The organism is Kosakonia sp. WA-90 (assembly GCF_039871955.1).
GTDB classification, from domain to species: Bacteria; Pseudomonadota; Gammaproteobacteria; order Enterobacterales; family Enterobacteriaceae; genus Kosakonia; species Kosakonia oryzendophytica.
Window position 1 is genome coordinate 1 of sequence record NZ_JBDPLJ010000005.1, and the last position, 13200, is coordinate 13200.

Annotated in this window: 11 protein-coding genes, 1 tRNA gene and 2 pseudogenes; 4 read left to right on the plus strand and 10 right to left on the minus strand. The window is 50.2% G+C overall.

All coding sequences use genetic code 11. The features are described 5' to 3' along the window. Positions 1 to 110: 110 nt before the first annotated feature. Positions 111 to 377 (plus strand): helix-turn-helix transcriptional regulator, encoded by a 267-nt coding sequence (locus ABGA49_RS10360; protein ID WP_347665518.1) that lies wholly within the window; start codon positions 111 to 113, stop codon positions 375 to 377. Positions 378 to 970: 593 nt separating this feature from the next. Here ABGA49_RS10360 and ABGA49_RS10365 read toward each other — a convergent pair. Continuing rightward, positions 971 to 1885: a DNA adenine methylase gene (locus ABGA49_RS10365; protein WP_347665519.1), complete on the minus strand. Its 915-nt coding sequence runs from the start codon at positions 1883 to 1885 to the stop codon at positions 971 to 973. Positions 1886 to 1913: 28 nt separating this feature from the next. Next, a complete protein-coding gene (locus ABGA49_RS10370; protein WP_347665520.1) occupies positions 1914 to 3341 on the minus strand; it encodes a ParB N-terminal domain-containing protein in 1428 nt (475 codons plus the stop codon). 460 nt (positions 3342 to 3801) lie between these two features. On the opposite strand from ABGA49_RS10370, the pseudogene ABGA49_RS10375 reads away from it, so the two are divergent. Beyond that, positions 3802 to 4381 (plus strand): annotated as a pseudogene (locus ABGA49_RS10375) (IS3 family transposase); the annotation flags it as partial. Positions 4382 to 4462: 81 nt separating this feature from the next. On the opposite strand, the pseudogene ABGA49_RS10380 reads toward ABGA49_RS10375, so the two are convergent. The 3 genes and pseudogenes from ABGA49_RS10380 to ABGA49_RS10390 all read right to left on the minus strand — a co-directional run. Continuing rightward, a pseudogene (locus ABGA49_RS10380) lies at positions 4463 to 4669 on the minus strand (Arm DNA-binding domain-containing protein); the annotation flags it as partial. Between the two features lie 198 nt (positions 4670 to 4867). Further along, a tRNA-Leu gene (locus tag ABGA49_RS10385) sits at positions 4868 to 4952 on the minus strand. A 198-nt stretch (positions 4953 to 5150) separates the two neighbouring features. Beyond that, positions 5151 to 5600, minus strand: coding sequence for a lysozyme (locus tag ABGA49_RS10390; RefSeq protein WP_347665521.1), 450 nt, complete (start codon positions 5598 to 5600; stop codon positions 5151 to 5153). A 236-nt stretch (positions 5601 to 5836) separates the two neighbouring features. Between ABGA49_RS10390 and ABGA49_RS10395 the strand changes: the two genes are divergently transcribed. After that, positions 5837 to 6856 carry an NAD(P)-dependent alcohol dehydrogenase gene (locus ABGA49_RS10395; RefSeq protein WP_061498152.1) on the plus strand — a complete coding sequence of 340 codons (1020 nt, stop codon included), beginning with the start codon at positions 5837 to 5839 and terminating at the stop codon, positions 6854 to 6856. Between the two features lie 89 nt (positions 6857 to 6945). Here ABGA49_RS10395 and ABGA49_RS10400 read toward each other — a convergent pair whose 3' ends face one another. The 5 genes from ABGA49_RS10400 to ABGA49_RS10420 form a co-directional block, all read right to left on the minus strand. Further along, complete coding sequence (locus tag ABGA49_RS10400; RefSeq protein ID WP_347665522.1) at positions 6946 to 8586, minus strand: dihydroxyacetone kinase subunit DhaK; 1641 nt, start codon at positions 8584 to 8586, stop codon at positions 6946 to 6948. Positions 8587 to 8673: 87 nt separating this feature from the next. Next, positions 8674 to 9165, minus strand: coding sequence for a hypothetical protein (locus ABGA49_RS10405; RefSeq protein ID WP_061498160.1), 492 nt, complete (start codon positions 9163 to 9165; stop codon positions 8674 to 8676). Positions 9166 to 9220: 55 nt separating this feature from the next. Continuing rightward, the gene (gene lptG / locus ABGA49_RS10410) at positions 9221 to 10303 is read right to left on the minus strand and encodes an LPS export ABC transporter permease LptG (protein WP_061498162.1); all 1083 of its coding nucleotides are present in this window, start codon (positions 10301 to 10303) and stop codon (positions 9221 to 9223) included. Beyond that, the gene (lptF, locus tag ABGA49_RS10415; protein WP_061498164.1) at positions 10303 to 11403 is read right to left on the minus strand and encodes an LPS export ABC transporter permease LptF; all 1101 of its coding nucleotides are present in this window, start codon (positions 11401 to 11403) and stop codon (positions 10303 to 10305) included. Before lptF ends, lptG begins: the two co-directional genes overlap by 1 nt. Positions 11404 to 11466: 63 nt before the next feature. After that, the gene (locus tag ABGA49_RS10420; protein WP_216848985.1) at positions 11467 to 11517 is read right to left on the minus strand and encodes a hypothetical protein; all 51 of its coding nucleotides are present in this window, start codon (positions 11515 to 11517) and stop codon (positions 11467 to 11469) included. A gap of 153 nt (positions 11518 to 11670) precedes the next feature. Here ABGA49_RS10420 and pepA point away from each other — a divergent pair, with 153 nt between their 5' ends. After that, entirely contained in the window at positions 11671 to 13182 is a 1512-nt protein-coding gene (gene pepA, locus ABGA49_RS10425) for a leucyl aminopeptidase (protein WP_061498167.1), read from the plus strand. Positions 13183 to 13200: the final 18 nt, after the last annotated feature.

Below are 13200 nucleotides of genomic sequence, written 5' to 3' on the forward strand. Positions count from 1 at the left end.
GAATACTGATGATCTGTTCGTCAGAAAAACGCTTCTTCATGGGGATGTCCTCACGTTGCTGATGAAGACATTACTAACATCGTCGTGTGTTAATCAATGGGGAGCAGGTCATGGATACGAACTGGCATAAAGCAGACGTCGTCGCGGCCCTGCATAAGAAGGGAACATCTTTAGCCGCACTTTCCCGAGCGATGGGTTTAAGCTCTTCTACATTGGCTAACGCACTGGAAAGACCGTGGCCGAAAGGAGAAGCCATTATCGCGGAAGCGATCGGCGTTACGCCGGACGTGATCTGGCCTGAACGGTACTACAAAGACGGAGTATTGGTGGATCGGGGAAGGCTCATGCGGAAGCGGGATGGGAGGCAACAACCCTGAATTTTTTGATGCAGAAAACACTGACCACCATCAATTATCGCTATCCGTATCTGCCAAATAGTAGAGCGTTTTTTCATAGATACAGCCACCCGGGAAACAAGGCGATGATTGCTGGTGCTTTATTTCAGAGAACAAAGGTGGAAAGTGATAGAAGAGTCAGTATCTCGCATAGCCGGACTATTCACTTTCAGAGATCTTCCGAAATACTTATTATGTCTCAGTGAAGAGATCGCGATGTGTAAAGCCCGATTCTCTTAGCACCATATGATCGCTGTATTGAAGTCCCTAGATACCGGGTGTACAGCCATGGACGTCTGCCGTTAGGCCGGGATCTCCGAAGTTTTTCACTACAACTGGAAAGAGAAATCTAGGTTTTTATTCATGTCATTATAACAGTCAAATTATAATAACTCTATTAAAACTAAGAAAAGCGATATTTAACATCAGAAAGACAACATCATTTCAATGCTAACTATTTGTTAAAGTCGCACATTACTAAACAAACTAATTGCATATGCGAATTTTATTAAGAATAATAATGCTAAGCTCAACCCTGAATTAACATCAAAAAAAAACATTAACCCAAAATAAGATCAAGAGCGAAATGGGATTAGATTACAACCCATAAATTTATTTGGGATATTTACATTATGATTACAAAAAAGAAATTCAGTCCCTAACCTTTTTTTCGCTAAACTATAATTTAGAAAGAATTCATAGCCATTATATTTGCTATAAAGCTTTTTTATTTCTTCTGAATTATCGTACGTTAAAATCCATCGATTCTTTAAAGAAGAAATAGTATCTGCAATTTTCGCATGATCATTTTTATCGTAAAAGTTAGTATATAAGCTAGCTCCTTTCTCGTAATATGGTGGATCTATAAAGAAACAAACATCATTCATATCACGGCAATCTATTTCCTTAAGGAAATCAACAGCATCATTATTAAAGATATGAATGCGCTCCCTTTGCTCATTGATTCTTAATATTTTACCGATAAGGGCCTCTTTATTAAATCGACAATCCAGCTTATATTTTTCATTACTTTGCGAAAGTCCGCCGATAACTCCAGCTTTCAGAATAATACCGGACCGGTTTGTTCTATTAAGAAAAAAAGTTGAAAATCCGACATCGAGAATTGAGTAGTTACTCGTATTATTTTGTATATGTCGTTGCTTATGCCACTCATCCATAGAGACTTCTGTACTCTTTATTTTCTCAATAAATGAATCCACATCATTTAATATCGAGTACCAAAGAGACCAGATAGCTTTATCAAGATCATTTAAATATATATCTTTAGCTTTATTTGAGAATAATAAAGCTAAAGCTAACCCACCACCACCAGCATATGGCTCAACGTAGCTGCACGGTTGAGAAAAATTACTATCGATAATAGCCGCAATCATGGGGTAAATAGACGACTTTCCGCCAGGATAACGCAATGGTGAATATGTTTTACCCATTTTAACCTTAATGAATGAGCCGTGGACTTTTATAATCATTATACACTATCCACAGCATATTTTAAAGTCAGTGTTTTGAATTCCTCATAGCCATCTGATGAGCAGTACAAATATTCAACAAAGGCTTAATTATCATTCGAACTTGCACTAACATATCACGGTCAGGAAGTGTATATTCGCCATGTGCATAGCGGTTCAAAGAGTCCAGCGAATTCCAACTTGCGCTATCCTTAGATGTAAACCGGATTAAATCTTCAAGATATGCCTTATCGTCAAACCATACATCACGTTTTAATAAGGCGCCTAAGTTGTCCGATAAATTCTTAACCCTACCATTCCCATTCATACATTGGTCTCTCTTTCCGTGGATCTCAAAAATTCGAATAACCGACATTTCCAATATATTTCGAAGCAATAAAGCCGCAGCATTTTTATAGGTATCAACTAACATACCCTGAGCTTCCTGAATTAAAAGATCTAGCTTTTCGCTTCCTGTATGATAATTTTTATCTTTTAGGATTAGAGTATCACGTCGTTTTTTTTCTTTACCTTTAGGTTCATCAACAGGCTCATAAATATCACGATCACCCTGTCCAGGGTAGTAACAGACAGGCGTACCGGCATCATTATCTGGAATACCTTGGATTACACCATCAAGATACTTATCAATTTGATCAGTTGTGTTTAAGTTCCTGGAGTTAATCTTTTGCCTCACAATATCAATGACAAACTGCCTTAACAAGTGATTGAAGAATTGCTGTGAGCATGTTGTGACTAACTTATTTTCATTGATAAAATAACCCGTTAGTGTTCTGAATTTTTTGGCATTAACCAATCTAGATATCGTAGATATATTGAACTTTGACTTTAATGCCTTATCCTCAATATCTGTTGGTAAATCAATTTCAGTAAAATATTTTTCCAAAATGTATTCTTGAACCGAATCCAGAATTTCAGCAGGTTTAACATTAAATCGTTCAGCGATATCAGCTATGGACTCACCGCCATCAATTCCTATGCTAGCAATAAATTTGTTTTTTTGTTGACGATTCCATTGAAGTTTACCCTCAGCATGCAATTCGAATAGAACATTTTCAACCGCCTTCCTTGAGGGAGCCACATATACTTCTATTTTCTCTATTACATCTTCCCCAATTTTATTCCTGAGAATATTCATCTTCCTTCTTATAGAAACTGTGGGCGCTAAATCTGGCTCTAAAAGACATTTCAATGCTGATACACGTCTATTGCCCTCGACAACCACATAAGCGTCACCTTCTTTTATAACATATATTGGGTCATGCGATATAAATCCTTTATCAACAATTTTTCCTGCAAGTCTGTCAACCTTTTCGTTTTCGAATAGAAAACGCAAAATATCTCTTGTAGTCCGTGTTATCACGTAGCTAGGAATTCGCGGGTTATTTTTATCGAGTTTTAAATTAGTTACTGACAGAGACATTCTTGGCCAAGAGCTATAGTTTATTCTATCCATGATTTCATTTCTTAAATTATCACCAGATGCATCTTATTTACCATCATAGATTAACTAAGTCAAGCCAAGTTAATAACACAAATCAAAATATTGTTTAACTTACATCACATATAATTAAAGCCATACACTAAAAAAGACATTTCACAAAAAAATTTAACTTAAAAAACATCATTTTACTCATAACACCATATGACGCAGTTAATTATAAGTACATGTTTTATATACCATTTCAAAAAATATTTAGCTTGCATTTATTTCTAAAAACGAGCAGAATACATACCATAATATTGATATATCCATCTGTGCCACTAATCAAATGAATCATAAATTTCCGTAAAACGACATATAGCTCACATTTCAAAAGGCAGCCAACTATCGAAATAGGTAAGACGCTATTGCTTGTTGAATCGCCATGGATTAATTGATACCTGAGAGTCATTCAAAATGACCTAAAAGAGAGGTGTACATGAGCTGTAAACGTTATCCTGAAAAGCTCAAAATCGAATCGGTCAAACAGGCTGTTGATCGCATCCATCCCATTGTAAATGTTGCCAATCGTCTCAATATCACCACACACTCTCTATAATGCATGGGCAAAAAATACAAACCTGATTCATTGGTCAAAAAAACTTAGGCCGATGTCCAGTCAGAGACCCGCCGGTTTAAGAAAGAACTGAAGCGAGTTACCGACGAGATAGACATACTAATGTACTTCGCAAAGCTGTCCGACTGAGGTACGCCTTTATCCGCGACAACAGCCGCATTCACCACGACACTTAGGAGGCCAGATGTTGATTTGGCAGATCAAACAGTTATGGCTTGATTCAGGCTGCGTCTATGACTATCACAAGATCCACTTAGGCTTGCGTGAAATAGGGTAATCGTGCGACATGAACCATGTCTGGAGGCTGAAGAAGCGTGCTGGAATAAAGACTACGATCGGGTACCGACGAAATCCGCGGGCACGCAAAGGTGAAGCCAGTATCGTGACGCTCAACATGCTCCAGCTACAGTTTAATACGGACGTACCATATGATCATTAGGTAACGGACATAACCTAATTATCAACGGCTCGGAAGTATTTGGATTCTCCGAGGCAATTCAACAAGCCTTCTGCCCTATTCTCTTTTATGACGAACACCGGCTAAAGAGGTTTCAGAATAAATACCAAATGCCATCAGTTGCAGCTTGCCACCAAAGCGATAACGCACTCGACAGTATTTTGAGCAGTCAGGGTGAACCAAGAAAACCATGCCATCACCGTCAGTCAGTTTGTAGACTTTTGCTTCAGGCTTTGCCGAACGAACCTTCACATCACTCAGAGCCATGATGAGTATCCTTTCAAGGGTTCTGTGTGGGTACAAACATTATCGAACCGGGATATACCCGCAGTTGTACCCACATCAGTAAGTTGATGTAGATTGAATCAGGTTGACTTAGGTTGAGTGAAAAAGCGAGGAAAGCCTTGCGTATACTGGATTTCAGGCACAAAAAAAGACGTCCGTTGACGTCTATTGATGTTCCGATGGTGCCGAAGGCCGGACTCGAACCGGCACGTATTTCTACGGTTGATTTTGAATCAACTGCGTCTACCGATTTCGCCACTTCGGCACTGAAGGGGATGCGGAAACGTGTTGGATTATACCTGCCGCGGGCGGCTATGCAAGTCACGATCTTGTCATAAGCCGCTAAGTGCTGAAAAAAACAGCGCCATCTCAGGCTGTTGGCAACCGGCCGGGAAATCAATCGGCCTCATAAGGTGTATGAGGCCGCATAATGAACAATGCATATATGAGACGTCGTTCGCGTTCACGCTTTCAAAAACAGCGCCCGTTCTGCTTCGCGTCGCCGGGTCAGTCCGGCCAGCACTTTGCCGCCCGCTTTGTTCCAGCGCGGGAACTGATTGGCGGCCTGGGCATACTCTCCCTGGTTCAGCAGTTTGAGCAGCGTGGACGTCTGCAAATTCCCGGCGCCAAGGTTAAAGGTAAAGGCCACCAGCGCATCAAACTGGTTCTGATTTAAATCCACTGTCACCAGCCGGTGAATACTGCGTTCAGTGATCCCCAGATCGTCACGCAGCAACTCATCAGCCTCCGCCTCAGTTAGCGCCCTGGGGAAACTCTCGTTCGGCAGGATCAAATGACCATATCCGATGGTCCATTTACCCACAGCATCCCGGTATTTCTCAAGCCTGAGCCCTTCAAAAGACTTGATTAAAGCCACCCCGGCATCGCCGGTGCTTTGCGGTTGTTCAGCCATTTTTCGTTGCTCCTGTAGGGTGTGTACGGCATCTCTTTGAGGATGGTACGGACACATTCTGTTGCACAGCCGACAGGCCGAAATAGGCCTATGGAAAATCCGAAAAAGCGGGCGCTGGCGGTGCATCAGCGGGCATCGTTTTGGCGAAACGGGCTATCTGCGCGCGCACAGGCTGCCACGGGATCGCCAGATGCCCTACACTTCATGCGTCCCCCTCTAACTCGAAGGAATCCATGATGAGCATCATTAAAAGTTATGCCGCGCCACACGCCGGCGCTGCGCTGGAGTTACAGGAATACGACGCTGGCCCGCTGGCGGCGGAAGATGTGGAAGTGCAGGTGGATTATTGCGGGATCTGCCATTCCGATTTGTCGATGATCGACAACGAATGGGGCTTCTCCCAATACCCGCTGGTTGCCGGGCATGAAGTGATCGGCCGGGTCGTGGAACTGGGTAGCGCTGCGCAAAACAAAGGCTTAAAAGTCGGTCAGCGTGTAGGTATCGGCTGGACAGCCAGAAGCTGCGGGCACTGCGATGCCTGTATCAACGGCGATCACATCAACTGTAAAGAAGGCGCTGTGCCGACGATCCTCAATCGCGGCGGCTTTGCCGATAAGATCCGCGCCGACTGGCAATGGGTGATCCCTCTGCCGGACAGCATCGATATCGAAACCGCCGGGCCGCTGCTGTGCGGAGGTATCACCGTGTTTAAACCACTGCTGATGCATCACATCACCGCCACCAGCCGCGTCGGGGTGATCGGTATTGGCGGTCTGGGGCATATCGCCATCAAACTGCTGCACGCCATGGGCTGCGAGGTGACCGCGTTCAGCTCTAACCCGTCGAAAGAGGCGGAAGTGCGCATTATGGGTGCGGACAATGTGGTCAACAGCCGCGATCCGGACGCGCTGAAAGCGCTGGCGGGCCAGTTTGATTTGATCATCAACACCGTCAATGTGGATCTGAATTGGCAACCTTACTTTGAAGCGCTGACCCACGGCGGGCATTTTCACACCGTCGGTGCGGTGCTGAAGCCGCTGGAAGTCCCGGCGTTTACCCTGATCGCAGGCGATCGCAGCGTCTCCGGTTCTGCCACCGGCACACCCTTTGAGTTGCGTAAGCTGATGAAGTTTGCCGGGCGCGCCAAAGTGGCACCGACCACCGAACTGTTCCCGATGTCGCAAATTAATGACGCCTTGCAGCACGTGCGTGACGGCAAAGCCCGTTATCGCGTGGTATTAAAAGCGGATTTTTAACAGCGTAACAGGCCGAATGCACTCGCGTTATTCGGTGCATGGCCCGGTGGCGTTCACGCTTACCGGGCCTGCAACGCCATCTGGATGGGTTACTTCGCGATGGCGGCAAACACCTCGGCAATCGCAACCGCACCCGGATCGCTCACGCCGTCGAGATTTTCACGGTTGACGTACGACGAGCGTCCGGCACCCGCTTTTTGCATGGTGGCGGTGCTGGCAGCGCCGTTTTTCGCAGCCGTGACGGCGGCATCCAGCCCGCTGTCACGCAGCGCTTCTAATGCCGGTTGCAGCGCATCGATCAGCGTCCGATCGCCGAGATCCGCCCCGCCATAATGTTTCATCTGCTTCAGACCGAGCAATAATGCATCCGACAACGCTGTCCCGTTGTGCACCGCCTGGCCTGCGGCCGTGAAGAAAATCGACATCAGCACGCCGCTGGAGCCGCCCATCACCGTCGCCAGTCGTTCGCCAACCAGTTGCAGCAACTGCGCCGTATTGTTCAGCGGCAACGCATTGCTCTCCAGCAGGCGCACGATCTCCCGCGCCCCTTCGGCGAAGGTTGAGCCGGTATCGCCGTCTCCGACTTTCGCGTCCAGCGCGTTGAGGCGGTTCTCAAGGCCAATCAGCGTCTGCGCCGCGCTGCTGACCAGCGCTCTTACCTGCGGGTTCTCTGACGGTTCACTCTCCAGCCCGGTATAGACGGCGCTATGCGGCTGCGTTTTCATCGGTGCGAACGGTACCGGCTTCTGCCAGCCGACCGTCTGCACCTCGGCGCAAATCGCCTGTTCAAACTCGTCGTTCAGGCGCAGCAGCGACAGTGAAAAACCTTTCATATCCAGCGAGCTGACCAGCGGCGCGGGGCCGATCAGATAGGCAATCTGATCTTTCAGCGCAGAATGCGCCAGCTCTTTGGTCAGCAACGCCATCTCCAGCGGCGACACGCCGCCAAGGTTGTTGATCAACACCGCCACGCGATCGTCGCCCACCGCCGCTTTGAGCGGTTGCACCAGCGTCTCAATCAGCGCCTTGCTGTTATGCGTATCGACGACGCTGGCACCCGGTTCACCGTGAATGCCCAGCCCCAGTTCGACTTTACCGCGCTGAATGCGTCCCGCTTCTTCGCTGTCGCTTCCCGGCAGGTTGCAGGTCTCCATTGCCAGGCCAAGACTGTAGACACTGTCGCAAGCCTGGCGGGCGATATCGCGCACTTCGCTGAGCGACTTACCGTGCTCGGCGGCGTAACCCGCAATCTTATGCACCAGCGCTGTCCCGGCGATGCCGCGCGGCTGTTTATTGTCCGGCAGAGCGATGTCGTCCGCGACAATCACCATCTCCACTTTCAGGCCGTAGCGTTTGGCTTTTTCCGCCGCCAGACCGAAGTTCAGCCGATCGCCAGTGTAGTTCTTCACAATCAGCAGACAGCCGCGATCGCCGGTGACGGCGACAATCGCATTCAGTACAGCGTCGACGCTGGGCGAGGCAAACACATCGCCGCAAACGGCGGCCGTCAGCATCCCTTTGCCGACAAATCCGGCATGCGCCGGTTCATGTCCGGAACCGCCGCCGGAAATCACCGCCACGCGGCTTTTATCCCAGTCGGCGCGGGCGACAATGCGAATGGCAGGATCGATATCAAGTCGGACGAGGTTGCCGTGCGGAGCTGAGATGACTAAACCTTCAATGGCGTCATTGACCAATTGTTTGCGGTCATTGAAAAAGAATCTGGACATAGTCTTCCACTAATGGGTAAACGGTATGCAAAAGCATAGCCTCTGGTGCGAAGAAGCGCGTTAAGAACAGATTTTACTGAGAAGCACTTACGGTACGGTACGCCCAAAGCCGGTGGTATAACCGCGTAATTGGCGTAGGTGCTCAAGACGGTGGCTCTGCCATAAGGCCCCGGCGATGGCCAGAATCAGCAGGCCGCCGTGCACATAGAGCGAAAGGCGTTCATCCAGCAGAATAAAACCGGCGATAGCGGGCGGGAGAAATATAAGACACTGGAATTCCTGCGCTTTTTCAGCGGTATCAAAGCGGGATAATACCCGGTCTGCCTGCACCTCTTCCGGCGAACCCGGCCGGACAGTCCCCACGGCACGCGCCAGCGCATCCGCGCGACGGGTCAGCCAACTGACCAGCCCCAATGCCAGCAGCGTGACCAGCACTTCCACTGCCAGCACCACACTGTCGCCAACCAGCGAAGCAAACCACTGCGCGCCAATCACCGCCACCGTAAGAACCGAACTCAGCATCCCGCAGAGGAAAATAGAAGAGAAACGAACAACCGTACGTGTAACCCACTGCAACATGCGCGACTCCTTGCACCCAAAAAAAGAGAGGCCGCAGCCTCTCTTGATGTACTGATTAACTTTTTCTCATCATCAGCCACAAGCTGATCAAGAAGAATGTGGCGCTGGGCAACAACGCACCCACCACAGGGGGAATGCCGTAAACCAGCGTCAGCGGGCCGAAAATCTTGTCCAGCACGTAGAAGACAAAGCCGAAACTGATGCCCGTCACCACACGCACGCCCATCGCCACGCTGCGCAGCGGGCCGAAGATGAACGACAGCGCCATCAACATCATCACCGCCACGGAAAGCGGCTGGAAGATTTTGCTCCACATATTAAGCTGGTAGCGCCCGGAGTCCTGACCACTCGACTTCAGGTACTTCACATAATTGTGCAGACCGCTTATAGACAGTGCATCCGGATCCAGCGCCACGACGCCCAGTTTGTCCGGCGTGAGGTTGGTTTTCCAGGTGCTGCTCACGGTCTGTGTACCGGTCACCTGCTTCGGATTGGTGAGGTTGGACTCATCCACCTGCGACAAACGCCAGATTTTCTGTTCTGTATCGAACTTCGCCGATGCCGCATAACGCACAGACTGTAAACGGCGCTGATTATTGAACACATAAATGCTCACGCCGCCCAGTTCATCGTCGCCTTTTACGCGCTCAATATACACAAAGTCATTACCGTCTTTTGCCCACAAGCCTTGCTGGGTAGAAAGCAGTGAGCCGCCATACATCGACTGTGCACGCTGGTTACGCGCCATTTGCTCACCCTGCGGCGCGACCCACTCGCCAATCGCCATTGTCAGCAACACCAGTGGGATGGCGGTTTTCATCACCGACAAGGCAACCTGCATACGGGTGAAGCCGGAGGCCTGCATCACCACCAGTTCACTGCGCTGGGCCAGCATGCCAAGCCCCAGCAGTGCGCCAAGCAACGCCGCCATCGGGAAGAAGACCTGAATATCTTTCGGTACGCTGAGGAGGGTATACAGCCCAGCGCCCAGCGCATCGTAACTGCCCTGCCCGGCTTTTTTGAGCTGGTCGACAAATTTGATGATGCCGGAGAGCGACACCAACATGAATAACGTCATCATGATGGTGGTAAAAATGGTTTTACCGATATAGCGGTCAAGTACGCCAAAAGCCTGCATTATACCGCTCCTCTACGGGCAAAACGGGCGCGAACCCGGCGCATCGGCACCGTATCCCACATGTTTAACGCCACCGCCAGCGCCAGATAAGCAAGGTTAACGCCCCACATCCAGATCATTGGATCCAGTTTGCCTTTCGCGCCATTCGAACGCAGCGAAGTTTGCAGCAGGAAGAAAACCAGGTACAGCAACATGGCGGGCAGCATGGAGAGCACGCGCCCCTGACGCGGGTTGACCACGCTAAGCGGGACCACCATCAGCGCCATCATAAAGACCGTAAACACCAGCGTTAAACGCCAGTGCAGCTCCGCGCTGGCGCGGGGGTTATCCGTGCTCAACAGCGTGCGCATATCCATCTGTTCGGTATCGGAAGGATCCAGCGTAACGGTCTGGTGGCCGATAATCGCCTGATAGTTCTGGAAATCGGTAATGCGGAAGTCGCGCAGCATCGCCGTGCCTTCAAAGCGCGTCCCCGTATTCAGCGTGACGACCTGCGAACCGTCTTTATGCTGTGTAATGTGGCCGGAGTCCGCCACCACAACCGACGGGCGAGCGTTGCCTTTCGGGCGGATTTGCGCAAGGAACACGTTATGGAACGTACTGCCTTCCACGCCTTCAATAAACAGCACCGAGTTGCCGTCCGTCGCTTGCTGGAACTGCCCCTGCGCCAGCGCGGCCATACCGGGGTTGGCTTTGGCATCCGCCAGCACCTGATCCTGATGGCGGGATGACCACGGGCCAGCCCACATCACGTTCACCGCAGCCATAGCGCCGGTAAACAGCGCCAGAATCATCGCCGCTTTTATCAGCACGCCACGGCTCAGGCCACAGGCGTGCATGACCGTGATTTCACTTTCAGTATAAAGTTTGCCCAGCGTCATGAGCAGGCCGAGGAACAGGCTCAATGGCAGGATAAGCTGCGCCATCTCAGGCACGCCCAAACCCAGCAGCGAGAGCACGAGGTTGGTGGGGATCTCACCGTCTGCCGCTGCGCCTAATATCTTGACCAGTTTTTGACAAAAGAAAATCAAAAGCAGGATGAATAGGATCGCAAGCTGGCTTTTTAGCGTCTCCCGCGCCAGATATCTTATGATTATCACTTTAATTACGCCCGTAAAAACCAGTCTTTTTCCTGGAAAATCGCTTGTTTCATGGCTTAAACGTCATTTATTCTCTTGAGTCGTCGAAATGATCGCTAAGATTAATATACTCAGCGGATACGTGCGTAAGACCCGATTCTGACGTGCCGAAACCGAAGTAACATTAAGATTAACACGAAGTCACCGCAACAGCGGACATGAGTTACGAAAGCTTGCAATTCTATCCGTAGCCGCCGCTGTTGTCTTTAAGATTCAGGAGCGTAGTGCATGGAGTTCAGTGTAAAAAGCGGTAGCCCGGAGAAACAGCGGAGTGCCTGCATCGTTGTTGGTGTCTTTGAACCGCGCCGACTCTCTCCGATTGCCGAACAACTCGATAAGATCAGCGACGGCTATATCAGCGCGCTGCTGCGTCGCGGCGAGCTGGAAGGCAAGCCGGGCCAAACGTTGTTGCTTCATCACGTGCCGAATGTCCTCTCTGAGCGGATTTTGCTGATTGGCTGCGGTAAAGAGCGTGAACTGGATGAGCGTCAGTACAAGCAGGTGATCCAGAAAACCATCAACACCCTGAATGATACAGGTTCCATGGAGGCGGTCTGTTTTCTGACCGAACTGCATGTTAAAGGCCGCAATACCTACTGGAAAGTCCGCCAGGCGGTAGAGACAGCAAAAGAAACGCTGTACAGCTTCGACCAACTGAAAACCAACAAAAGCGAACCGCGTCGCCCGCTGCGTAAAATGGTGTTCAACGTGCCAACCCGCCGTGAGCTGACCAGCGGCGAGCGCGCTATCCAGCACGGTCTGGCGATTGCTGCTGGCATTAAAGCCGCGAAAGATCTGGGCAATATGCCGCCCAATATCTGTAATGCCGGTTATCTGGCTTCTCAGGCACGCCAACTGGCGGACACCTACAGTAAAAATGTGGTCACCCGCGTGATTGGCGAGCAGCAGATGCGCGAGCTGGGCATGCACTCTTACCTGGCGGTGGGCCAGGGCTCACAGAATGAATCGCTGATGTCGGTGATCGAATACAAAGGCAACCCGTCTGAAGAGGCACGCCCGATTGTGCTGGTCGGCAAGGGCCTGACCTTCGACTCCGGCGGTATTTCGATCAAGCCTGCCGAAGGCATGGACGAAATGAAATACGACATGTGCGGCGCGGCGGCAGTCTATGGCGTGATGCGCATGGTGGCCGAATTGCAACTGCCGATCAACGTGATTGGCGTACTGGCGGGCTGTGAAAATATGCCTGGCGGGCGCGCGTACCGTCCTGGCGATGTGCTGACCACCATGTCCGGCCAGACCGTAGAAGTATTGAACACTGACGCGGAAGGCCGCCTGGTGCTGTGCGACGTGCTGACCTACGTGGAACGCTTCGAACCGGAAGCGGTGATTGACGTCGCTACGCTGACCGGCGCATGCGTGATTGCGCTGGGTCACCACATCACGGGTCTGTTGTCGAACCACAACCCGCTGGCTCATGAGCTGATCGGCGCCTCTGAACAAGCTGGCGACCGTGCATGGCGTTTACCGCTGGGTGATGAATACCAGGAGCAACTGGAGTCTAACTTTGCGGATATGGCGAACATTGGCGGCCGTCCTGGCGGTGCAATCACTGCCGGGTGCTTCCTGTCGCGCTTTACCCGCAAGTATAACTGGGCGCATCTGGACATCGCCGGTACCGCATGGCGCTCCGGTAAAGCCAAAGGTGCGACCGGTCGCCCGGTGGCAATGCTGTCGCAGTTCCTGCTGAACCGCGCCGGGTTTAACGGCGAAGAGTAATGTAAAGTCCCCCTCACC

Excerpts from the sequence above, each read along its gene's own strand:
- ABGA49_RS10360 (WP_347665518.1), top strand. The coding sequence starts at position 111 with ATGGATACGAACTGGCATAAAGCAGACGTCGTCGCGGCCCTGCATAAG.
- ABGA49_RS10365 (WP_347665519.1), bottom strand. The coding sequence starts at position 1,885 with ATGATTATAAAAGTCCACGGCTCATTCATTAAGGTTAAAATGGGTAAA.
- ABGA49_RS10370 (WP_347665520.1), bottom strand. The coding sequence starts at position 3,341 with ATGGATAGAATAAACTATAGCTCTTGGCCAAGAATGTCTCTGTCAGTA.
- ABGA49_RS10390 (WP_347665521.1), bottom strand. The coding sequence starts at position 5,600 with ATGGCTGAACAACCGCAAAGCACCGGCGATGCCGGGGTGGCTTTAATC.
- ABGA49_RS10395 (WP_061498152.1), top strand. The coding sequence starts at position 5,837 with ATGAGCATCATTAAAAGTTATGCCGCGCCACACGCCGGCGCTGCGCTG.
- ABGA49_RS10400 (WP_347665522.1), bottom strand. The coding sequence starts at position 8,586 with ATGTCCAGATTCTTTTTCAATGACCGCAAACAATTGGTCAATGACGCC.
- ABGA49_RS10405 (WP_061498160.1), bottom strand. The coding sequence starts at position 9,165 with ATGTTGCAGTGGGTTACACGTACGGTTGTTCGTTTCTCTTCTATTTTC.
- lptG (WP_061498162.1), bottom strand. The coding sequence starts at position 10,303 with ATGCAGGCTTTTGGCGTACTTGACCGCTATATCGGTAAAACCATTTTT.
- pepA (WP_061498167.1), top strand. The coding sequence starts at position 11,671 with ATGGAGTTCAGTGTAAAAAGCGGTAGCCCGGAGAAACAGCGGAGTGCC.